General features: G+C 67.2%; 23 protein-coding genes. 12 read left to right on the top strand and 11 right to left on the bottom strand.

All coding sequences use genetic code 11. The annotated features are described in order from the left end of the window. Positions 1-82: 82 nt before the first annotated feature. The 5 genes from NS1_RS23165 to NS1_RS23145 form a co-directional block, all read right to left on the bottom strand. The gene (locus NS1_RS23165; protein ID WP_255284651.1) at positions 83-1,909 is read right to left on the bottom strand and encodes a DUF2339 domain-containing protein; all 1,827 of its coding nucleotides are present in this window, start codon (positions 1,907-1,909) and stop codon (positions 83-85) included. Positions 1,910-2,560: 651 nt separating this feature from the next. Then, the gene (locus tag NS1_RS23160; RefSeq protein ID WP_062987703.1) at positions 2,561-3,232 is read right to left on the bottom strand and encodes a DUF1707 SHOCT-like domain-containing protein; all 672 of its coding nucleotides are present in this window, start codon (positions 3,230-3,232) and stop codon (positions 2,561-2,563) included. Positions 3,233-3,294: 62 nt separating this feature from the next. Beyond that, positions 3,295-3,945, bottom strand: coding sequence for a response regulator (locus NS1_RS23155; protein WP_062987701.1), 651 nt, complete (start codon positions 3,943-3,945; stop codon positions 3,295-3,297). 16 nt (positions 3,946-3,961) lie between these two features. Continuing rightward, positions 3,962-5,140 carry a MacS family sensor histidine kinase gene (gene macS, locus NS1_RS23150; protein ID WP_056823720.1) on the bottom strand — a complete coding sequence of 393 codons (1,179 nt, stop codon included), beginning with the start codon at positions 5,138-5,140 and terminating at the stop codon, positions 3,962-3,964. Further along, the gene (locus NS1_RS23145; RefSeq protein ID WP_062987699.1) at positions 5,121-6,362 is read right to left on the bottom strand and encodes an AI-2E family transporter; all 1,242 of its coding nucleotides are present in this window, start codon (positions 6,360-6,362) and stop codon (positions 5,121-5,123) included. The genes macS and NS1_RS23145 overlap by 20 nt, the downstream gene beginning before the upstream one ends. Before the next feature lie 416 nt (positions 6,363-6,778). Between NS1_RS23145 and NS1_RS23140 the strand changes: the two genes are divergently transcribed. Both NS1_RS23140 and NS1_RS23135 read left to right on the top strand, forming a co-directional pair. After that, positions 6,779-8,332 carry an adenylate/guanylate cyclase domain-containing protein gene (locus tag NS1_RS23140; RefSeq protein ID WP_444980734.1) on the top strand — a complete coding sequence of 518 codons (1,554 nt, stop codon included), beginning with the start codon at positions 6,779-6,781 and terminating at the stop codon, positions 8,330-8,332. A 4-nt stretch (positions 8,333-8,336) separates the two neighbouring features. After that, positions 8,337-9,470, top strand: coding sequence for a lysylphosphatidylglycerol synthase transmembrane domain-containing protein (locus tag NS1_RS23135; RefSeq protein ID WP_062987697.1), 1,134 nt, complete (start codon positions 8,337-8,339; stop codon positions 9,468-9,470). Between the two features lie 43 nt (positions 9,471-9,513). Here NS1_RS23135 and NS1_RS23130 read toward each other — a convergent pair whose 3' ends face one another. Next, entirely contained in the window at positions 9,514-9,870 is a 357-nt protein-coding gene (locus NS1_RS23130) for a DUF3054 domain-containing protein (RefSeq protein WP_062987695.1), read from the bottom strand. Positions 9,871-9,943: 73 nt separating this feature from the next. Further along, on the bottom strand, positions 9,944-11,623 hold the full coding sequence (locus tag NS1_RS23125; RefSeq protein ID WP_245661674.1) for an NTF2-like N-terminal transpeptidase domain-containing protein: 1,680 nt from the start codon (positions 11,621-11,623) through the stop codon (positions 9,944-9,946). Between the two features lie 397 nt (positions 11,624-12,020). Between NS1_RS23125 and abmR the strand changes: the two genes are divergently transcribed. Beyond that, positions 12,021-12,581, top strand: coding sequence for an ATP-binding transcription factor AbmR (gene abmR / locus NS1_RS23120; RefSeq protein WP_062987691.1), 561 nt, complete (start codon positions 12,021-12,023; stop codon positions 12,579-12,581). 15 nt (positions 12,582-12,596) lie between these two features. Continuing rightward, a complete protein-coding gene (gene aroQ, locus NS1_RS23115; RefSeq protein ID WP_062987688.1) occupies positions 12,597-13,043 on the top strand; it encodes a type II 3-dehydroquinate dehydratase in 447 nt (148 codons plus the stop codon). Between the two features lie 20 nt (positions 13,044-13,063). On the opposite strand, the gene NS1_RS23110 is transcribed toward aroQ, so the two are convergent. Further along, positions 13,064-13,510, bottom strand: coding sequence for a nitroreductase/quinone reductase family protein (locus NS1_RS23110; RefSeq protein ID WP_062987827.1), 447 nt, complete (start codon positions 13,508-13,510; stop codon positions 13,064-13,066). 180 nt (positions 13,511-13,690) lie between these two features. Here NS1_RS23110 and NS1_RS23105 point away from each other — a divergent pair, with 180 nt between their 5' ends. From NS1_RS23105 to NS1_RS23095, 3 genes are read left to right on the top strand one after another with little or no spacing between them, the layout of a single operon-like run. Then, positions 13,691-14,620, top strand: coding sequence for an ABC transporter ATP-binding protein (locus tag NS1_RS23105; protein WP_062987686.1), 930 nt, complete (start codon positions 13,691-13,693; stop codon positions 14,618-14,620). Then, the gene (locus NS1_RS23100; protein ID WP_062987684.1) at positions 14,617-15,465 is read left to right on the top strand and encodes an ABC transporter permease; all 849 of its coding nucleotides are present in this window, start codon (positions 14,617-14,619) and stop codon (positions 15,463-15,465) included. Before NS1_RS23105 ends, NS1_RS23100 begins: the two co-directional genes overlap by 4 nt. Beyond that, positions 15,455-15,697 (top strand): helix-turn-helix transcriptional regulator, encoded by a 243-nt coding sequence (locus tag NS1_RS23095; protein ID WP_056823747.1) that lies wholly within the window; start codon positions 15,455-15,457, stop codon positions 15,695-15,697. The genes NS1_RS23100 and NS1_RS23095 overlap by 11 nt, the downstream gene beginning before the upstream one ends. A gap of 44 nt (positions 15,698-15,741) precedes the next feature. Here NS1_RS23095 and NS1_RS23090 read toward each other — a convergent pair whose 3' ends face one another. Continuing rightward, entirely contained in the window at positions 15,742-16,623 is an 882-nt protein-coding gene (locus tag NS1_RS23090) for an NAD(P)-dependent oxidoreductase (RefSeq protein ID WP_062987682.1), read from the bottom strand. 143 nt (positions 16,624-16,766) lie between these two features. Between NS1_RS23090 and NS1_RS23085 the strand changes: the two genes are divergently transcribed. Beyond that, a complete protein-coding gene (locus tag NS1_RS23085; protein ID WP_062987680.1) occupies positions 16,767-17,144 on the top strand; it encodes a winged helix-turn-helix transcriptional regulator in 378 nt (125 codons plus the stop codon). 37 nt (positions 17,145-17,181) lie between these two features. Here the strand turns inward: NS1_RS23085 and NS1_RS23080 are convergent, their stop codons facing one another. Next, a complete protein-coding gene (locus NS1_RS23080; protein ID WP_062987679.1) occupies positions 17,182-18,309 on the bottom strand; it encodes a glycerate kinase in 1,128 nt (375 codons plus the stop codon). Positions 18,310-18,458: 149 nt separating this feature from the next. On the opposite strand from NS1_RS23080, the gene NS1_RS23075 reads away from it, so the two are divergent. Next, positions 18,459-18,770 carry a GNAT family N-acetyltransferase gene (locus NS1_RS23075; RefSeq protein WP_062987677.1) on the top strand — a complete coding sequence of 104 codons (312 nt, stop codon included), beginning with the start codon at positions 18,459-18,461 and terminating at the stop codon, positions 18,768-18,770. On the opposite strand, the gene NS1_RS23070 is transcribed toward NS1_RS23075, so the two are convergent. Then, positions 18,764-19,522, bottom strand: a complete 759-nt coding sequence (locus tag NS1_RS23070; protein ID WP_062987674.1) for a lysophospholipid acyltransferase family protein — start codon at positions 19,520-19,522, stop codon at positions 18,764-18,766. The two genes, NS1_RS23075 and NS1_RS23070, sit on opposite strands and share 7 nt — an antisense overlap. 107 nt (positions 19,523-19,629) lie before the next feature. Between NS1_RS23070 and NS1_RS23065 the strand changes: the two genes are divergently transcribed. The 3 genes from NS1_RS23065 (at position 19,630) to NS1_RS23055 (ending at position 21,539) form a co-directional block, all read left to right on the top strand. After that, a complete protein-coding gene (locus tag NS1_RS23065; protein WP_084503928.1) occupies positions 19,630-20,268 on the top strand; it encodes a YqgE/AlgH family protein in 639 nt (212 codons plus the stop codon). A 66-nt stretch (positions 20,269-20,334) separates the two neighbouring features. Next, the gene (locus NS1_RS23060; RefSeq protein WP_056823775.1) at positions 20,335-20,844 is read left to right on the top strand and encodes a sigma-70 family RNA polymerase sigma factor; all 510 of its coding nucleotides are present in this window, start codon (positions 20,335-20,337) and stop codon (positions 20,842-20,844) included. Continuing rightward, positions 20,841-21,539: an anti-sigma factor family protein gene (locus NS1_RS23055; RefSeq protein ID WP_062987670.1), complete on the top strand. Its 699-nt coding sequence runs from the start codon at positions 20,841-20,843 to the stop codon at positions 21,537-21,539. The genes NS1_RS23060 and NS1_RS23055 overlap by 4 nt, the downstream gene beginning before the upstream one ends. Positions 21,540-21,561: the final 22 nt, after the last annotated feature.

Genomic DNA, 21,561 nt, shown 5'->3' with positions numbered 1-21,561 from the left:
CGCCATCATGGCAATGAAGGCCGGACCGTCAGCGTGAACGAACTTCTGCGTCGACGCGAGGATGACTGAGGGTCGGGTCGTCTCAGCGAGCCTGGCGAGGCTGCGCCGCGTCGGCGAAGGCGCGGGCGTAGCGGGTTCCGGTGAGTAGCAACAGGATTCCGACCGCCAGGAACGCGGTGACGCGGATCAGGCCGGACAGTGTCGCGAGGTCGAACAGGAACAGTTTCGCCAGTGCGGCCGCGGCCACCAACAGGCCGGAGACCAGGCAGACTTTCGCGACGGCGGGCGAGCTGGACAGTCGGCGCAGACCGTAGAACAGCGAGCCGGTCGCCGCGACCATCCACACGATGGTCGCGAGGCTGTGGCCGACGATGAAACCGTCTGCGCCGCCGAGAGATACGCCGAGGGATACCGCGGCGACCAGCACGTAGTACAGCCCGGCGATGCTCACCGAGATCCACACTCCGGTGACGAGTGCGGGATCGTCGCACCGTGGCAACCGCGGCACGGTCCACGCCACCATCACCGCCACGCCCGACCCGACCACCGCGGCCACCGCCGTCGAGGTATCGAGGTTTTGGTCCGCGAGTCGTTGCAGTGCCAGCGTTTCCGGCGTAGCGATCGCCAGCATTACCAGCCCGCCCAGCAGGGCGAACGCGATACCGAGCCCCGCGGCCACCCGCGTGCGACTCGCCGCGGCAACCGCGAGGAACGCGAGACCGACCGCGAACAACATGGTCGGCAGCAGTCGAGGGTGACCGCCCGTCGCGATCGTGCAGGTCTGCAACAGGGCGACAGCACCGGTCAATCCCGCCACCAGCGCCGTGTGCCGGGCAATCCGCAACCGGCCGACCAGCCCGTCCGGAACGACCGCGGCACTCGCGGAGCCGGGATCTACCTTCGCGGTGTCCACTGCCGAATCCCCGTGCCCACGAATCTCGGCTGTCGCCGTACGAAGCGGGATCAGCACCGTGGCCGCCAGGCTGAGGAGGACGGCGGCTAGCACGGCGGTGATCGAAGCGCTCACCACCCGGTCGAACAGTACGGCGGCGGCGAGCACCGGAAGTGCGGTCAGCGCGATCGTGATGCTCGCGGTGATGTCGCCGGACCTGCGTCGCACCGCGAGCAGGGCGCCGACCAGCCCGACCACCGCGCAGGCGATCGCCGCGATCAGCAGTCCCTGCCGCTGCTCCGCCTCGGCACCGGAGATCGCCCCTTCGATCCCGCTCAATGCCACCATCCCCAGCACAGCGAGCACCACCGGCAAGGTTCGCGCCACGTGCAGCACGGGCCAGTTCCTGCGCATCTGCACCGGAACCCCGGCCGCCTGCAACACCACCAGGAACCCGAGCAGCATCAGTTCGGTCGTCAACGCCGGTGACAACACCGCTGCACCCAACACCACCCCCACCGCCAACGGCTGAGACTGCCACCGCACCGCGATCCCCAACCCGACCAACGCCACCCCGAGCGCCACCGCGAGCCCCACACCACCAGGAACCCACCGGTAATACCCGGTCACCGCGACAACATCCAGATACAACCCGGCAATACCCGTGGCCACCAGCGCAATTCCGCCGACACGACCACCAGGCCGCCCGAAGACCCGCCACCCGAGCCCGACCAGAACCACCGACAGTGCGGCCCCGGCAACAACTCTCGCCACCGGCCCGAAGAACCCCGCCTGCGCGGCCAACACCAACAGCATCAGCACACCGACCAAGGTCACCCCGACCCCGGCCACCGCGAGCACCCGAGAAATGACGCCTTCCCGCTGCCACCAGGGCACCCGAGCGGCGCGCCCCGGCTCGAATTGCCCGCCACGCCCCGAACTCCCGACCCACCCCGGAGCGCCGTGCCCGGCCGCCCCCGCCCAACTGCCCGGCTGCCCGACCTGCCCGGATGGCACAGCTCGCCCACCCTGCGGCCCAGCCGGGCCAACCCATTTCGGCGGCGGCCCCGCCGCGCGGTAAGACGTGGCGGGTCCACCGGGCATCCCGTTCGAACCCACCCAGTTCGGAGCCACCCCACTCGGCCCAGCGCCTACCTGCCCGCCGTACCGCGCACCCACCGGCCATCCCGCCGGCCCGTACGCCACACCACCAACCGGACCTACGTAACCGTGCCCTGTACCCGTAACTGCTTGCCCCGCAACACTTTGCGCACCCCCAGCAGCTGATACAGCATGCGGCTCCGGCGCCACGCCGACTCGACCGACCTCGCCCACACCAATCCCAGGCACCCCGGAAACCGCATCCGAATCAGCTTGCTCAGCATCCGAACCCGAGGACGTCGCCTCCGAACTCCCCGCGCGCGACACCTCCCCCCGCAACTGCGCGGACAGCATCTCCAGATCGCCCCCGAGCTGCCCCATCCGGACGCCGAGCGCGGTGAACTCCCCCGAGAGCCGCGCAACCAGCGCGGGATCGATAGCGGTACTCATAACCCCATAGTCGGCCCGGAGGGACCACCGAACATGAGTAGAAACCCCCGCCCTACCCACTGTTCCTACCCGAATTCACACCTCAACCTGTGAACCGCCGACCAGCCGAGGGCCGGGTCACGACCCCAAGAACCGTCTCCACTGCACCATCAACGGATACTTCGCCGTGACAGAGCCGAACCGGATACGCCCGTGCACGACAAGATGCAGCGGCCCGATCGGCGGCCCCGTACGGACCTTGTTATTAGCCGAAGACCCCACCAAATCCAACCCGTTGAGGTCAACAGTCGCGGCCGCCGGCACAAGCAAAGTCAAACTCGTGCAGTAATCGTCGACCTGGACTTCAACGATCTGCGTCTGCATGACCGCCTCGGTGAAGTCCAAGGTCACACTGGACATCAGGTTGTTGAGATGCAGCACCGGCGGTACCTGCCACGGCCCGCGCCGATTGACCCCAGACAACCGACTACGGATCGCGCTCGGATTGGACCCACCGGCCGGAACCGGAACGTGTCGTGGACGCGGCATAGCGGCAGGCTGCGGAGTACCCGCCACCCGCATACCGGGCAGGTCGACCAGCACGGCGTTGAGTTCACCACGGGTCTTGGCGGCCAGCGCGGTATCCATCCGCTCGGTGAACTCCCCGAGCGAGAGCATGCCGAGCCCGACAGCTCGCTGCAGCAACTGCCCGACATGTTCTCGTTCGGCATCGGAAACACGCAGCTCACGGTCACCGACGGGACCAGCCGTCGCGGCACCGGGTACGAAGAGGGATTCAGGACCGCCCATGCCATCGAGGGTAACCAGCCACACCCACGTAGCGCATCAGGGCAAACCCCTAATCACTGCGACTACTCGAGCCCCTGTTCGATCGCGTAGCGCGTGAGCTCGACCCGATTCGCCAGCTGCAACTTGCGCAGTGTCGCCTGCACATGGTTCTCCACCGTCCGATGCGAAAGGTTCAATCGGGTAGCGATCTGTTTGGCCGACAATCCCTTGGCCACCATCCGCAACACCTCGGTCTCCCGGTCGGTCAACGACGGCCGGTGCGGCTGATCGGCGGCCGCCGGCGCGGTCGCCATTCGCCGATACTCCCCGAGTACCAACCCGGCCAATCCGGGCGTGAACACCGGCTGACCTGCGGCGGTGGCCTTGACAGCATCGATCAACTCGGCAGCCGACGCGCTCTTCACCAGGTACCCGCTCGCCCCTGCCTTGATCGCGTCGAGCACGTCGTCGCGCTCGGCCGAAGCCGACAGCACCAGCACCCGGCTATGGGGCGAAACCCGCAACACCTCGGCGGTAGCCGCGACCCCGGTGCCATCGGTGAGCTGCATATCCATCAACACCACATCCGGCCGCACGGCCGCGGCGCGCCGAGAAGCGGTGCCGACACCGTCCGCGGTGGCCAGCACCTCGAAACCGGCTTCGGCGAGATCACGAGAAACCCCCTCACGCCACATCGGATGGTCATCGACCACCATCACCGTAATGACCGGCATCGCCCAGCTCCTCTTCTCAGCGCGCCGGGTGGCGCGGAATCCGGAATTCCCACTCGGTACCGAGGTCCTGCCCCTCGGTCAGCAACTCGGCGCTACCGCCGAGCGCCTCGACCCGCCCGACGATCGACCGCGAAACCCCCATCCGCCCTTCGGCTTCGGCCGCTCGTAGGCGCCCCGTCGCGATCCCGACCCCGTCGTCACGCACGCTCACCACCAGCATGTCACCGGTGTCTTCCAGCAGCACATAGGCTTTCGCGTCGGCCCCGGCGTGCAGCGAGACATTCGACAGCGCGGTGGTCACCGCCGCCGCGATCTCCTGCGCTACCACCCGCCCGACGAGCACCGGATCACCCGGCGTGGCCACCGACACCTCCGGGGTGGCGCGTGCGGTCAGCAACGGCCGCAGATCCACCTCGCCCGAATCGGGGTCGGGCAGCTCCGCCTGTTCGGAAAGCAGCACCCGCAACGCCACCTCCTGCTCCCCGGCTCGCTGCGCGAGTTCCGCAGCGGGACCGCCTATCTCGCCGCCGCGCCGCTTGATGAAGGCCAGTACCTGCAGCACCCCGTCGTGTACCTCGCGAGCCAATCGCTCCCGCTCCTGCGCCGCCGCCGTGATCCGCAGGGCCCGCTCGAGCTGACCCTGCGCCCGCCGAGCGGTATTGGCCGCGAGTCCGAGCGCCAACCCCACCGAAACGAGCACCGGTGCGGTCGCGTCACCCCAGACGTCCTGCCCCCACTGATCCCGCACCGTCACCACGACTGCCGACATCACAAGCCCCGCGACGACACCCGCGACGGGACCGCGCAGAATCGCCATGGAGATCACCGAGTTCGCGATCCACAACGTCGTGGGCAGAGTCTGATGGCCGTGGTACCAGTCGTAATCCGCGACAAGCCGAGTCGAGGCGATCAGCGCGATCGTCACCACCTGATCGCCGAACACCACCCAGCCGCGGATCTTCCCGGTCGCCTCGGGGAAGTACCACTGCGACAGCAACAGCGCCGAACTCCCCGACCAGATCGCCATCACCGCGATCAGCATCCAGCTCAGTCGCGGATGGTCGTAATACGGCACCGACGCGATCTGCTGGCCGATCGCGTACAGCAGCGTGACCAGCCGAAACGCCTGCGCGGCCCGCCACAGTGGCGCGGTCGCGGCGTCGGCCGAGCTCAACTCAGCGGTGTGGGTCCGCATCGCCTAACTCGGCTTCTTCCATGCGCAGCCGCGTCGCCACGTCGAAGCGGCCCGGCGGTTCGGGTTTGTCGGGCTCGGCGGTGAACCGTTTTCGCTCTTCGGTGCCCACTAGTTCGCCGAACGCCTCCGCCGGGCTGTCGGCGAGCAGGTATCGAATCGCGGTGTTGCCCACCGCGATCAACGGCACCGCGAGCAGCGCCCCCGCGATCCCACCGACGACCAGACCGGCGGTGATGGCGAGCACCACGGCCAGCGGATGGATGCTCACGGCCCGCCCGAGCAGCAGCGGCTGCAGCACATGGCCTTCCAGCTGCATCACCGCGATGATGATGCCGAGCACGATCAGCGCGGTCACCAGACCCTTGGTGACCAGCGCGATGAACACCGCGACGAACCCGGCGAAGAACGCGCCGATAATCGGGATGAAGGCGCTGATGAACACCAGCGAGGCCAACGGCAAGGCCAACGGCACATGCAGAATCGCGAGCCCGGCCCCTATACCGATGGCGTCGACCGCGGCCACCACCACGGTGGCGCGCACGAACCCGACCAGCGTCCCGAAGCCCAATTCACCGGCGGTGCGAACCTTCTCGCGGTGCACGGTGGGGATGATCCGGGTGACGAAGTTCCAGATCTGATCCCCGCCGTAGAGGAAGAAGATGAGGATGAACAGGATCAGGAACGCGCCGGTGAGGATATGTCCGATGGCAGTGGCGGTGGTGAGCGCGCCGCTGGTCAGGCTCTCGCGGTTGTCCTGAATGGTGCGCACGATGGTGTCGCCCGCGCTGCGGATCTGCTGATCGCTCAGGTGTGGCGGACCGTTGATCAACCAGTCCTGCACCTTGTGCACGCTGTTGGTGACCTCGTTGGACAGCCCCGGCACACCGTCGACGAACTGTTCGACGACAAAGGTCAACACCCCGGCGAGCAGCCCGATCGACCCCAGCAGCGCGACGAACACGCCGAGCGAGCGCGGGATCCCCACCCGCTGCATCCAATCGACCAGCGGCGCGAGCAACGCGGCGGCGAGCAACGCGATGGCCAGCGGAATCACCACCGTGGCGAACTTCTGCACGAGCATCCCTACCGCGAGCAGCGCCCCGAAGATGATCAGCAGCCGCCAGCTCCACGCCGCGGCTTTCCGGACTACGGGATGAACTGCCTCGGCGTCCGAACGCCACGGTGTCGACGCGGTCCCGGAATCTACCTGCTGGTCGGTCACTCGACAGAGCCTATCGGTCCGAACGCTGGATCGGTGCTCGCGTCGGGTGCCTCGGAAAGAGGTTCTGACCACAGTTCCCCCTGCGGTGATCGCCCGGCCGACGGGATCCGGCGATCGCCTGCCTGTCGACGACAAACCCGCATGTCAGTGCCCGAACAAGCCCGCCAGGGGGTAGATCGGCGGTGATCCGGCCAGCTGGCCGGCAACCTCGGAGGTCTACCCGCCGCACAACTGCACGAATAGCGCGAATTACCCTGTAAGCCAGTGTCTTTCACATATAGCCGGAGCGAATTACTGTGAAATCGCGCAGGGGTTTCCTCGGTTTCCACCCGGTAACGGTCGAGCGTAGGTGCGATAATGCACACCCGGTCGCCTGTCCTGATCACCTGGGCACGTGGTCGGATAGATTGGCTAGCGTGTCAGCGCCACTTGAAGCGGTCAAACAGACCATGCGAACGCGCTGGCCGCTGTACCTGACGTCTGTGCTGCTGGCCAACGCCTTCGGCGCGGTGCTGGTGTGGGCCTTCATCCAATACGGCCTGCCGGTTCCCGAGGGCGATCCGGGTGGGGTGCGCCAGACCGGTCTGCTCGCACCGCTGCTCGTTTTCGGTGTCGCCGCGGTGTTGAGCATCTTCGCCGCCGCGCTCATGTTGCGGCCGGTGATGCGCTGGCAGATGCGCGGCGGGCCGCCGAGCCGACGTGAGCAGATGGCGGCGCTGCATGTGCCGCTGCGGCAGTCGATCGTGCACCTGGTGCTGTGGGTCATCGGCGGCGGGATCCTGGCCGCGCTGATCATCTCCGAATCGCCCGAACTGGCGGGTGCGGTGATCGTCACCGAGTGCATGGCCGCCACCATCGTGTTCGGCTTCACCTACATGCTGGGTGAGCGCATTCTGCGCCCGGTCGCCGCCGAGGCGCTGACCGAGGGCACCTTCGACCACACGCTCACCCCTGGTGTCGGCACGCGCATGGCGATGACCTGGGGCATGGGTACCTTCGCACCGACCATCGCGATCGTGCTGCTGTGCGTCACCCAGATCTCCTCGGATGTGAAGTTCTCGGCGAAGTCCCTCGCGATCTCGATCCTGCTGCTGTGCGGCGTGGTGATCCTGCAGGCGCTGGCCTTGTCGATGCTGACCGGATCCTCGATCTCCGACCCGGTGCGTCAGCTGTCCCAAGCCATCAACAGGGTGCAGTCCGGCTCGCGCGATGTGCAGGTGGAGGTCTACGACGGCAGCGAGATCGGGCTGCTGCAGGTCGGCTTCAACCGGATGATGGACGAGGCCGCCAAGCGGCGCAAGCTGCAGGAACTGTTCGGCCAGCACGTCGGTGAGGACGTGGCGCAGCGGGCACTGGACTACGGCACCGAACTGGGCGGTGAGACCCGATTCGTTGCGGTGTTGTTCGTGGACATGGTCGGCTCAACCGCCGCCGCGGCCGAGCGCCCGCCGACCGAGGTGGTCAGCCTGCTCAACGAGTTCTTCCGGGTGGTGGTCGACGTGATCGACAGCCACCACGGTTTCGTCAACAAGTTCGTCGGCGACGCGGCGCTCGCCATCTTCGGCGCCCCGCTGGATCGCCCCGACGCGCCGAGTGCCGCGCTGGCCGCGGCCCGCGATCTGCGCGAGGCGCTGCGCGAGGTGACCAGCCTCGACATCGGCATCGGCGTTTCGGCGGGCCTGGCGGTCGCCGGAAACATCGGCGCCGCAAATCGATTCGAATACACCGTGATCGGCGACCCCGTCAACGAGGCGTCGCGGCTCACCGAATTGGCCAAAGATCATCCCGGCCGCGTTCTCGCTTCGGGCAGCGCGCTCTACTTCGCCGACGAAAGCGAGCAGGAACATTGGATAACCGGAGACGAGGTCCAATTGCGAGGCAGACGCAGAAAAACCCGCCTGGCCTGGCCGAAGTCCGCGATCGCCGCGCCGCGCATGGACGAGGAAGAACAGATACGTTCGTTAGGCTGAGACCGTGACGGCCGACGGCGACCTAGCAGGCGCACCGGCCGGGCGCCGCCGCCGCTTCCGGTGGGTCAAGTGGGTGCTCGGCGCGGTGATCCTCGCGCTGCTCGTCGGCGAAGGCTTGTATCTGTGGCCCCGCCTGCACGAATCCTGGCGCACGCTCACCGAGATCCACTGGGGCTGGCTGTTCCTGTGCATCGTGTTGCAGGCGATGTCGATGAGTGGATTCGGGCGGGTGCAGAAGCAACTGCTGCACGCGGGCGGGGTGGACGTCAGCCAGGGGAAATCGGTGTCGGTGGTCTACGGCGCGACCGCGATGTCGCTGACGCTGCCCGCGGGCCAGGTCTTCTCCACCGCGTTCACCTACCGCCAGACCCGGCGCTGGGGCGCGAGCCCGATCGTGGCCTCCTGGCAGCTGGTTTTCTCGGGCGTGGTCGCCGCGGCCGGCCTGGCGCTGATCGGAATCACCGGCGCCGCGCTGGTCGGGCAGGGTATCGGCTTCAAATTCGTCGGCTCGCTGGTGGTGCTCGGCCTGGTCCTGTTCATCGGCAACTATCTGGCCCGCCATCCCGGCATGCTGGAGGCCATCCTGCGGCGGGTGCTCGCGCTGATCAATCGGCTGCGCAAGAAGCCCGCCGACCACGGCATCGCCAAGCTGGCCGAGATCCGGGCCCAGCTCGAGTCGGTCGAGCTGGGGAAGAAGGACGGGGCGCTCGTCGGGGTGTGGGCGCTGGTGCACCGGTTCGCCGACGTGGCGTGTCTGGGCGCCGCCTGTTTCGCGGTCGGTGCCGACCCCAAGCTGTCCGGGCTGCTCATCGCGTTCGCGGCGGGCAAGGCGGTGGGGTCCATTCCGTTCGCCCCTGGCGGCATCGTCTATGTGGATGCCACGTTGATCTACGGTCTCACCGCGGGCGCGGGGCTGCCCGCCGCACAGGCCGTGGCGGCCGCGTTCGTCTACCGGCTGGTCAGCTTCATCCTGGTCGCCGTGGTCGGCTGGATCGTCTTCGCCTTCCTGTTCCGCACACCGCAGGCCGACGACCACGAGTACGAGCAGGAATTCTATTCCGCCTCTCCGCGTATTCAAGCCAGACGTAGGCGCGGGGAATCCGGGGAGGCGGCCGGCGGAGCAATGGAGTCGGGTTAGCCCGTACCCGGTGAGTTACCCATGTCCTCACCATCGATCGGCGTCACCGCAGCGCGCGGATCGCGGCGCGCCAGCCCAAGAGAAAAAGCACGAGAACGCAGGCCGCGACGATCATGAAACTCAGTGCGACGCCCTGACCGCTGATGGCGCGCAACGCCATCCCGCCGACGAGCGTGCTCGCCCAGATCAGGATTCCGGTGGGCCACAACGCCGTTGCGTCGAATCGTGTATCCCGCGCGGCGTACACCGCCAACACCCAGCCGAGAATCAGCCCTACCCCGAAGGGCCACACGGTTTTCAGCAGACCGGCGATGACAGCTTCGTCGTGACTGCGCCTCCCGATCGCGCAGAAAATGATCACCAATAAAGCATCGATACCGAACGGCGCGTATCTCTTCACGGAAAGCAGCGTAACCGCTCAAGATCGACTTCGAGACCGGGTTCATGCCCACTGATCAGTGGTAACCCTGTGCTTACGGCTCCGGCGTCGCCAGTGATTTCAGCAAAACGGCCGCGAGACGTGAAGTGGCGTCACCACTGTCGACATCGGCGATGTGCACCGCGAAGACCAGATCGCCCATCGTCGCCAGCAGCCACCCGTCGGCGCCACCCGTCGCGGCGAACGCGGTGACATCGCGGAATCCGCGCAGTGCGGTGGTTTCCGGCTTGTTGATGCCGTCGTTCATCATTGCGCGCAACCGGTCGACCGCCGGCTGTGGCAGCGCGGGAACAGGCGTATCGGTGGTGCCCGGATTGCCTGCCACGATCATCGGCGGCACCACCGAGCCACGTGAGATCGCGGCGGCCGCGATGGCCATCCCGAAGGGGCTGACCTGCACGGCGTCGGCGCCCGCGCCTTGGCGCACCTGTTCGGTGCTGCGGCCGGGTGCGCTGATCCGCCCGGTCACCTCGTCGAGCCCGGCCACTTTGAAGTCGACGCCGACACCCAGCGCGGTGGCCGCCTCGGCCGCTTCCTGCACGGTGACGTCCTGCGGCGGCTTGTTCTTGGTCGCCGCGGCGACGGTACGGAACAGTTCCATCGTGCCGCCCGCCGGGAACAGCCCGGTGAAGGCGATCGGACCCTTCTCGGTGGCGTAGGAGTTCTGTGCCACCGCGACGACCGCGCCGGTCGAGGGCTGGATGGCCACGACCGTGGCCGGGGTCCCCGCGCTCACCACCGCGTCTTCGGCCGCGCGCTGTAGACGCTGGTCCATCGTCGCGGCGATATCCGGCCCGGAAGGTCCCTGATATCCGGCCACCTGGTTGACGAATCTGCCATCGGCCTCGAAGATCTGCACACCCCAGCCCGCGGTGGCCTCGAGACTGTCCTGCCACACCTTGCGCAGCGCGTCGAGCATCGGCGAGCGCGTGCGCCGGTCGGCCGAGATCAGTTTGGGCTGCTTCTCCATCACCACGCCGGGCACCTTGGCCATCCGCGGTTCCAGGATCGCGAAATCCCCGTCGCGCAGGTTCACCGCGACGATCGGCTGACCCTGCGAGCCCGCCAGCTGCTGCATCAGCGACGGCCCGGTGATCAGCGGCGCCACCGGTTCGATGGCGTCGGCGAGGGCGTTGGTGGTACCGACGAGATCGCCGGTGCGGCTCGGGTCGATCTTGATGACATTGAGCGTCTGTTCGGTCATCAGCGCCTCACCCGGCAGATCGACGACCTTCGGCGGCGGCTTCGCGGTCGTGCGCACGAGCTTGACGGTGCGGTTGTCCGTCAACTGCGGCATCACCACCGCGGGCTCCCAGGAGATCCGCCAGCCGATGGCGAGCTTGCGAACGGTGCCCTGCAGTGTGTAGGTCCAGTCCTTCTTCTCACCGAAGTTCCAGGCGACCTCCATGCTGAAGATCGCCGACTGCTTGTCGAGGTCGATCACCTGGGAGGCTTCGTAGTCGACGGTGCCCGATTGCAGGCCCTCGAACATTTGCTTCATGGTTGCCGAAGCGGCAGCGGGGTACGAGGTCAGGTCGGCGGCCTTGCCGTAGTCCTTCTCATCGAGGAGCTCGGTGAACCGTTGAACCACCGTCTCCGACTCGCTCGTCTTCCCACCCACTCCGCACGAGCACAGCGCGATGGCGAGGGTCGCAACCCCCGCGATCGCCATAGCGCCCCGGACGCGAAAGCGGCGGGATCCCCACACATCCATATCGCCCACTCTTCACTCTTGCCACTCCGGTAACAAATACACCGTACCGGAAGTTGACCTGTCTCCAATGCCCCGGCCAGTCGGGATACTCCCCGACCTCGACACCTCGATTGTGCCGGAAATCTCGCCCTGATGAGGGTCCGTTTTCCAACCTCGCCCAGTAAGCGGCAACAACTGCTGTGTCAACCGTACCGACAGCCGCGCCAGGTCGCGCGGATCTCGCAATTGTCCGGCGATTCAACGCGAGGGTACCCAAGCCCGTCTCCATCCAACCGCGCGGCATGGGCTTTACCGAGTCGGTACGCACCCGTTCACGCAGAGCGGAATTCAGTGCGCGGATATCGGCGTAATCTTGTAATCAACGCAACACGCACAACAGAGACAGCAGGTGATTTCCATGCGGAACGATCGACGCGAGCGCGGATTCGGCCGACCCGGCGGTTGGCAGCAAGCCGACCTTCCCGATCCGGCCGACGCCCCCGACTGGTTCGCCGGACGGTTGCCCGCCGACTGGTTCACCGGGCCGGTGGACATCGAGATCGACCGCGACGAGATCGTCGTGGTCGGCGAACTGCCCGTCCCCGGCGACGCGAGCACCTCGACCGCCACCAAAGAAGGCGCACTCGCCCGCTTCCGCGAGTCGACCCGCCCGGCCCGCATGCAGATCGCCGACGAGGCCCAGCGCCGTTACGGCCGCAGCGTCGCCTGGGGCGTGCGAGTAGACGGTGAACGAATCCTGTTCACCCACCTGGCCGTGCCCGTGATGACCCGCCTACGCCAGCCCGAACGCCAGGTCCTCGACACCCTCATCGACGCAGGCATAGCCCGCTCCCGCGCCGACGCCTTGGCCTGGACGGTCAAACTCGCGGGCAAGCACGCCGAAACCTGGCTCGCCGAACTCCGCGAAGCCATGCGCAAGGTCGACGACCTGCGCTCAGAGGGCCCGACCGGCTTGTGACTTACAGTGGCCTGCATGGAATCCGCGCAGGCCACTGGTCCGATCCTGGTAATCAACGGACCGAACCTGAACATGCTCGGGACCCGCCAGCCCGAGATCTACGGCGCCGACACCCTCGACGATGTCGTCGCACTCTGCGAACACACCGCCGCCCGGTTCGACCGCAAGGTCATCGCCTTCCAGTCCAATCACGAAGGCGCGCTGATCGACCGGATCCAGCAGGCCCGCGGCGAGGTGTCGGCCATCGTCATCAACCCCGGCGGCCTCACCCACACCTCGGTCGCACTGCGCGACGCCCTGGCGATCCCGGAGGTGCCGATCGTCGAGGTGCACATCAGCAATGTGCACGCGCGCGAGGAGTTCCGGCACCACTCGTTCGTCTCCCCGATCGCCACCGCGGTGATCGCCGGGCTGGGCATCCACGGCTACGCCGCGGCCATCGAATTCTTGAGCAAGCCATAGGCCGGTCGGCTTCGGCGTGATCACGCGAGACGGAAGACCGGGAATCCGGGGGCGATGGCGACGAGTTGTTCGTCTGTCGCGTCCTTGGTGAGGCCCTCGAAGAACTTGCCGACCTCCCAGCCCCACTTCTCCAGGTACAGCCGAAGCAGCGGCACCTTGTCGGCGTCGGCGACCTCGGTGGCGGTGAACTGTTCGGTCTTGCGGCCGAGGCGCAGTTCGCCGCCGCCTGCCACGCGCAGATTGCGCACCCACTGCACGTGCCCGCGCGGCGCGACCAGGTAGCGCTCGCCGTCGGCGGCCGTCATCACGTTGACCATGGTGGTGCGCCATTCACCGCTCTTGCGGCCGCGCACGGCCAGCAGCCGCGAACCCATGATGCTGATCCCCAGCTTGGGCAGCAGGTTGGCGATCTTGTTCACGATCGGATCGATGCCGGTCGGGGGGAGGTGGCGAGTCGCGTTGTCCATGTTGATCACTCCTGAAACTGTGAGCACTGCTCTCTGTTGAGTACAAGCATGCACCCCGCCCGACCCGAAGTCAAGAGCAGTGCTCACAGTTTTCGAAATATCCTTTTCAGCGAAGCATTGCCGCGATGATATGTAGTACGTATGCTACATATCATCGAAGGTCGATGACTGGGAGGACTCATGACTTCGAACAACAACGTCGTTCTCGATGTCGCGCAACTACGGATGCGATACGACGAGACAGACGTCCTGCACGATGTGACTTTTCACGCGAAGCGCGGGGAAGTGCTCGTCATGCTCGGGCCCAACGGCGCGGGCAAAACCACCACGATCGAGATCCTCGAGGGGTTTCGCAGGAGGTCGGCCGGCCAGGTCGAGGTGCTGGGGGCCGATCCCGAACACGGTGACGAACTCTGGCGCGCCCGCATCGGCGTCGTGCTCCAATCCTGGCGTGACCACGCGAAATGGCGAGTGCGCGAGCTGCTCGGCCACCTCGGTGGGTATTACAGCCCGTACTCCACGGCACGGATCACCCGACCGTGGGACACCGATGAACTCATCGCGCTGGTCGGGCTCACCGAGCAGCGCGACGCGAAGATCGCGACCCTGTCCGGGGGACAGCGACGCAGACTCGACGTGGCGATCGGCATCGTCGGCCGACCGGAACTGCTGTTCATGGACGAACCGACCGCAGGCTTCGACCCCGCCGCCCGCCGCGACTTCCACGACCTGGTGCATCGCCTGTCCGATCTGGACGAGACCACCGTCCTACTCACCACCCACGACCTGGACGAAGCCGCGAAACTGGCCGACCGGATCCTGATCCTGGCCGGTGGCCGGATCATCGCCGACGGCTCTCCGGAGGAGCTCAGCGCCGCCACCGCGGGCGAGGCCGAAGTGCGCTGGACCCACGAGGGTCAACGCTTCGTCCACACGACGACCGAGTCGACGAAATACGTCCACGAACTGTTCAAACAGCACGGCGAACTGATCGAGGACCTCGAGGTACAGCGCGCGTCGCTGGAGGACACCTACATGGCACTGGTCCGCCGTTTCGAATCCGACACGGCCGCCGAACCCGTTCGTTCACTGCAGGAGGTCACGCGATGAATCCCACGCTGGTAGCGGTCAGGGGCGGCCTGGCGGCGATGTGGATCGAACTGCGGCAGCTGTACACCAACGGGGCGAGCCTGATGGCCCAGTTCCTCACTCCCACACTGTTTCTGATCGCGATCTTCTTCCTGCGCGACCGGACCTACCAGGACACCGGGCTGTCACTCGGCCAACTCGCGGTGCCCGGCCTGCTCGGCAGCATCATCGCGTTCAACGGCCTGTACGGCATCGCCGAAGTCCTCGCCCTCGACCGGGAGGACGGAACCCTGTTGCGCGCCAAGACAATTCCGAACGGCATCCTGGGCTACTTCATCGGCAAGATCGGTACCACCGCGGGCGCGGTACTCATACAGCTGGTGGTGGTGCTGACCATCGGCGCCGTGATCGTCGGCGGATTGTCGACGCCCGGCGGCGCCGTGATCACGCTGACGTGGGTGATCGTGCTCGGCCTACTGGCCACCTTGCCGATCGGCGCCATCCTGGGCGGGTTGATCGTCGGCGCCCGCGACATCTTCCTGCTGACCTTGCCGCTGATGGGACTCATCGCCATCTCCGGCATCTGGTACCCGATCACCGCGCTCCCCGGCTGGATACAGGGCCTGGCCCAGCTCTTCCCGATGTATTGGCTCGGCCTCGGCATGCGCTCCGCACTGCTGCCCGCCGAGGCGGCGGCCATCGAGATCGACGGGTCCTGGCGGCACCTCGAGACCGCAGCGGTGCTCGGCGTATGGTCGATCGTCGGGTTGTTGCTCGCGCCGATCGTGCTGCGGCGAGCGGCCCGCCATGAGTCGGGATCCAGCGTGGCCGTCCGCCGCGAGAAAGCGATGCAGCGTGCCTTCTGAGGTCATCTACAACCGCATCGCGATGTTGCGTGCCGAGCGCGGCATCTCGCGACGGGACCTGGCCGAAGCACTCGGCGTGCACTACCAAACCGTCGGCTACCTCGAACGCGGCGAATACAGCCCCAGCCTGCACCTGGCCCTGCGGCTCGCGGCCTATTTCGAGGTAGCGGTGGAGGTGGTGTTCTCCACCGAGCCGTTCCCGAGACTGGGATCGGGCGCCGAGACCGCGTGAACACCGGAAACCGTCCGGCACCGTTGTGCTGGACGGTTTCCGCGTCAGGCGCGTTCGCCGCGGAACAGCGCGTACGGCGAGATCTGCTCGCCTGTCGCCTCGGAGGCGGTGACGGCCTTGCGCCAGAACGACTGGGCGAGGAGGGACAGGCTCGCGTCGACGCCTGCTTCTTCGCTGGCGTCGATGATGTGCTGGGCGCCGGCGTCCATCATCTTCAGGTGCGCGAGGTCGGCGAAGCCGCCTTCCTTGTTCGCCTCGGCGAACTGTTCGATGAAGAACGGGTAGGCGCCGGCGGAGCGGACGGCGAACGGTACGAACTGGTCGATGCTGTGGCCGGAGTTCGCGATCATCGCCGACGCCTGGTCGAACGCCAGCAACCAGGGGTGGAAGGTGATCAGCAGGGCCTGGTAGAAGATCTGGGCCAAGCCGTCGTCGGCGCCGAGGTATTCTTGCGGGCTGAGCGGGCGCAGCAGTTCGGCGTGCGCGTCGAAGACCGCCTTCGGACCGCTGTAGAAGATGTAGGACGAGGGATGGACGATATTGTCGCCCGCCGACATCACGCCGCCGGAGAGGAATTCGGCGCCGCGCTCACGAACCCAGGTCGCGCCTGCCCGTGCCTTGGCCGGTGAATCGGAGGACAGATTGGCGATGACCTTGCCGGACAGCTGGTCGACGGCTTGGCCGAGCACGTCGTACATGGCGTCGTAGTGGGTGAGGCTGAGCACGGAGACCTCGTTGGCCGCCAGCGCCTCGGCCACGGTGTCGGCGCGCTCGGCGCCGAGCGCCACCAGCGCGTCGACCTTGGCGGTGCTGCGATTCCATACCGTCACCTCGACACCTGCTTCGAGGAAGGCCTCGACCATGGCCTGACCCATCGGGCCGAGGCCGAGAACGGAAACGGAACGGGAGGTGGTCTGCTCGGACATTGTGTGGCCCTTCGATTCTCGCTACGGGTTGGTTCGGCGCCGCTTTCCATGGTGTCCGCGCGGGTATCGTCCGGGAAGACCGAACGTTCGGGTGCGGTTGCTTACCTAGAGGTTCGAAATACGGTCAGAAGGGTGCGCCGAAGATGAGTAGTGACGCAGATCACGATGTATGCGGCATGAGCCTGGCCATCGACGTCGTCGGCGGTAAATGGAAGCTGCACCTGATGTGGGTGCTCGACGCCGGGCCGCAGCGATTCGGCCAGATCCGGCGGCTGCTCGACGGCGTGAGCGAGAAGGTGCTCGCCGAGAACCTGCGTCATCTGGAGAGCTCCGGCGTGGTGCACCGCGAGATCTTCCCCGAGATCCCCCCGCGCGTGGAGTACTCGCTCACCCCGCTCGGCGAGACCCTGCGCCTCGCCTTGGCACCGCTCGAAAGCTGGGGCGACGAGCACCGCGCGGTGCTCGCCACCGCTACCCGGCCCACCGCCGCGGCGTCTTCGCCCTCCCCGATCGCGCTGTAACTACCCGCGCTTCACCGTGCTTCGCGCACGAGCGCTGTCATTTCAAGTGCTCCATGGCGATTCGCTCGCCGATTCGTTCGAGTAGGCGCGCCGCGGCCATGATCGAGCGTGCGGGATCGGGCTCCAGGTCACTGAGCGGATAGCACGCGGCGAAACCCGCGGCTCGAATCTCACCGGGTGACAACAGGGTTCGACCTACCGCTGCGACCACCGGAACCCCCGCCTTCTTGGCCGCGGCCGCGACCCCGACCGGCGCCTTCCCGTGCATGCTCTGGTGATCCAGCGAGCCCTCACCGGTGACTACCAGCGTGGCCCCGTCGACCAAGTCCGTGAATTCCAGCAGCTCGAGCAGCACATCGATCCCGCTGCGCACCTGCGCCCCCAGCACCGCGAGCGCCCCGAACCCGGTACCACCGGCCGCCCCTGCCCCACCGATCTCGGCATACCCCGTACCCAGCACCGCTGCCCAATTGGTCAGCCCTGCTTCGAGTTTCACCATCTGCCGGGCGTTGGCCCCCTTCTGTGGCGAGTACACCGCGACGGCACCGGCCGGTCCGAGCAACGGATTGTCCACATCGCAGGCAAGGGTGAACAGCGCCGTCGAGACCGCCGGATGCAACCCGGCTCGATCCACCGAGGCCACCTGCGTGAGCATCGCGGCCACGTCCGCGACCCCCGCCAATTCCCGCCCCTCCCGATCGAGCAGCCGCAACCCGAGCGCCCGCAACAGACCCGACCCGCCGTCGGTAGACGCACTCCCGCCGAGCCCGAGCACGATCTCCCGAGCCCCCGCGTCGAGCGCGTGCGCGATGGCCACCCCCAACCCGAACGTGTCGGCCCGGAGCGGGTCGAGCCGCCCACCGGGCAACTTCACCAGCCCGACGGCCGCCGCCAACTCCACCACCGCGACATCTCCGCGCACCGCGTACACCGCCGTCGAAGCCTCCCCCGTCGGCCCGGGCGCGGCCAGCTCCACTCGCTTCCACCCCGACGCCACGAAGGCGTCGACCATCCCGTCGCCGCCGTCGGCCACCGGCACACACCGCACCTGCGCCCCCGGCGCCCGCCGAGCAATCCCCCGTCCCAACGCCTCGGCAACCTCCGGTGCCGAAAGCGAACCCTTGAACTTGTCCGGTGCAAGCACAACAAGCGGTCCACGAGTCATCCCGACATCTTCCGCCCTGAGACCAAAACCCGCATCCCCGCAGTTCCAGCCATCCTCAACGCCCTGAGTCCGCCCTAACCGCACTACCGAACCTCCTGGGACCACCGATCGACAAGGGCCGACGCCGAACAACACGGTAGCGTCGACCTATGGCGACCGAGGTCCGCAACAACACCGCGCTAGAGCGGTTCGAACTCACCGCCGACGGTCAACCCGCCGGCTACATCGAATACCAGGACACCGGCGACGAACGCGCGCTCGTCCACACCGAGATCTATTCCCGATTCGAAGGCCGCGGCCTGGCGAACATCCTGGTCGAGTCCGCACTCGACGCCAGCCGTGACCAAGGCTTCAGCGTGCTACCGATGTGCCCGGTGGTGCTGCATTTCATCAACACCCATCCCGACTACATCGCCTACGTCCCGCAGCGGGCCAGGGAGCTGTTCGGCCTACCTCAGTAGTGCGCGACGGCCCCGTCGACAGCCAGTTGCAGCTCTTCTTTGACGAGCCTGGCGATGTCGGCGGGCCGCTGCGGCACCTCGAGGATCGGCGCACGGAAGTAGGCGACCCCCGACACCACGTCGGCAGCAGTCGTTTCGGCGGACGCGTCGCGGTCTCCGTAGTTCATCCCGATGGCGATCAGCGCGGGCGCGGCGCCCAGTTTGGCCGCACGGAACGCGATGTGCCCGATCCCGCTTCCGACCGCCTGCACCTTGGTGTGATCTACCTCATTGCAGGTGCCCTCGGGGAAGATCGCGAGATGATCACCGGCGGCCAACCGCTGCGCGCACACGTCCATCATCCGCTGACCTGCGGCATTGACCGCCCGGATCCCATGATCCTTGCCGCGGAACACCGGGATCCCGCCCATCATGTCCACCTTGCGGCGCTGCTCGGGATCGAGAAAGAGCTCGTCCTTGGCCAGCACCCGCACCCGCCCGATCTTCGAGCGCAACGGTGACCGCCACGCCGTGGCCGCGACCGTGTACGGGTCGCTGGTCGACAGATGGTTGATCGCGTAAATGACCGGCCGCCCACTGCGAATCAGGGCCTTCAACTGCTGCTTCGCACCCTCGGCGAACACCACGCGCGGCCGGAACCGCCGGGCCAGCACCGCATACGAGGCAAGCGCCTTCCACCTGTTCTGCTGATGGCGCAGGTAGTAGTCGTACACGGCGTCGTTGTCGTCGAGCAGGACTTCGGGCAAAGGCATAGCGCGACCCTACCGGGCGATCCCAGCGGCGCCGCGCGCGAGGATTTCCGATTTCGATCCGGTCCACGGGAAGCGCGCACTGGCGCTGAAAATGCGATGATGACTCGGTGGCAGGCGGAGACGACCCGGACGAGCGGCGGACTCGCGACGGACACGGTGACGATCGGCGGCGCGGTCAGCCCGCGGTGAGCGTCCGCGCGGGCAACCTGCTGGTGTCCGCGACAGACCTGGTGGAACCTACTTTCCGGCGTACCGTCGTGTATGTGATCGAGCACAACGACGCGGGCAGCCTCGGCGTGGTGCTGAACCGGCCGAGCGAGACCCCGGTCGTCGATGTGCTGCCCGCCTGGGCCGACCTGGCCGCCAGCCCGACCGACCTCTACATCGGTGGGCCGGTCAAACGCGATGCGGCGCTGTGCCTGGCGGTGCTGCGCACAGGCGTCGACATCTCCGATATCCGCGGGCTGCGCCGGGTCGACGGCCGCGTGGTGCTGGTCGATCTGGACGCCGACCCCGCCGAGATCGGCCCGCTCATCGAGCAGATCCGGGTCTTCGCCGGATACGCGGGCTGGTCGATGGGCCAGCTCGACGGCGAACTCGACAACGACGACTGGATCGTGGTCTCGGCGCTGCCGTCGGACCCGATCGCCACCGACCGCCACGATCTGTGGGCCGCGGTGTTGCGGCGTCAGCCGTTGCCGCTGGCCCTGCTGGCGACACACCCGATTGAACTCGAACGCAACTGACACCGTTACTCCTTCGACGAGCAGGAGTGACACATGAATTACGACGAGCAGTGATCAGGGCCGCCGATGAACGATGGTCGCGACGAATTGATGCGTGCGCTCTACGCCGAGCACGCACCGGCCCTGTGGCGTTTCACCCTCGGGCTGGTGCGCGATCCCGGCCGGGCCGAGGACATCGTGCAGGAGACGCTGCTGCGCGCCTGGCAACGCCCCACCGTGCTGGAACAGACCGAAACCTCGCCGCGCGCATGGTTGTTCACCGTGGCTCGTAATCTCGCGGTCGACGAGCATCGCAGCGCAAGGCACCGTCGCGAGTTCGGTACCGACACCCCGCCGGAGCAGGTGAGCCCCGACCAGTCCGATCGCGCGCTCGACGGCTGGCTGGTCGCCGACGCGCTGAGCACATTGAGCCCGGATCATCGCGAGGTGATCGTGCGGGCCTACTATCGCGGCCTCGGCATGGCCCAGATCGCCGACGAATTGGGTATCCCACCGGGAACGGTGAAGTCGCGCCTGCACTACGGCATGCGCGCGATGCGGCTGGCGTTACAGGAGATGGGGGTGACGAACCGATGACCGACCTCGCCGACGGGTACAGCACCTGGGACGCTGCCTATGTCCTCGGTTCGCTGGGTGCCGCCGAGCGGCGCGAATACGAGACACACCTGCTCGGTTGCGCGCACTGCCAGCAGGCGGTCGCCGAACTGTCCGGGATGCCGGGCATGCTCGGTCTGGTGGACCGCGATACCGCGCTGTCGATGATCGCATCGCCGGAGCCGGACGCGCCGCAGGTTCCCGACCTGATTCCGTCGCTGGCCGCGGCCGCCGAGCGGCGCCGGAGGCGGCGGCGCTGGATGGGTGTCGGAAGTGCGGTGGCGGCTGCCGCGGCGGCGGTGGCGATAGCGATTCCGGTGACGGTCACCGTGGCGCGCTCGGAGACGCCGACCGAACAGGTCGTCGCCGAACAGCAGATGCAGGCGGTGGAGCAGACGCCGGTGAGCGCGCAGGTGAAGCTGGTGCGCGACGGCGAACGCACCCGCCTGGTGATGACCTGCCGCTACGCCCCGAGCGCTTACGGCTCCGGCTACACCCGCACCTACGGGCTGGTGGTGACCGCGGGTGAGCAGCGCTACGAACTCGACCAGTGGCCCGCGGGCCCCGGCACCGAACTGACGGTGGCTCGCACCATCGACGCCCCACCGGATTCGATCAGCAAGGTGGAGATCACCTCCGTCGATTCCGGCCGGACCGTCTTGGTCGCCCAGGTCTGAACGCGCGAAACGGTCCGGCCTC

Origin of the sequence: Nocardia salmonicida NBRC 13393, assembly GCF_001613085.1 — a bacterium.
Taxonomy (GTDB): domain Bacteria; phylum Actinomycetota; class Actinomycetes; order Mycobacteriales; family Mycobacteriaceae; genus Nocardia; species Nocardia salmonicida.
The sequence above is the reverse complement of the archived record's forward strand: the minus strand, read 5'-3'. Positions and strand labels throughout refer to the sequence as shown.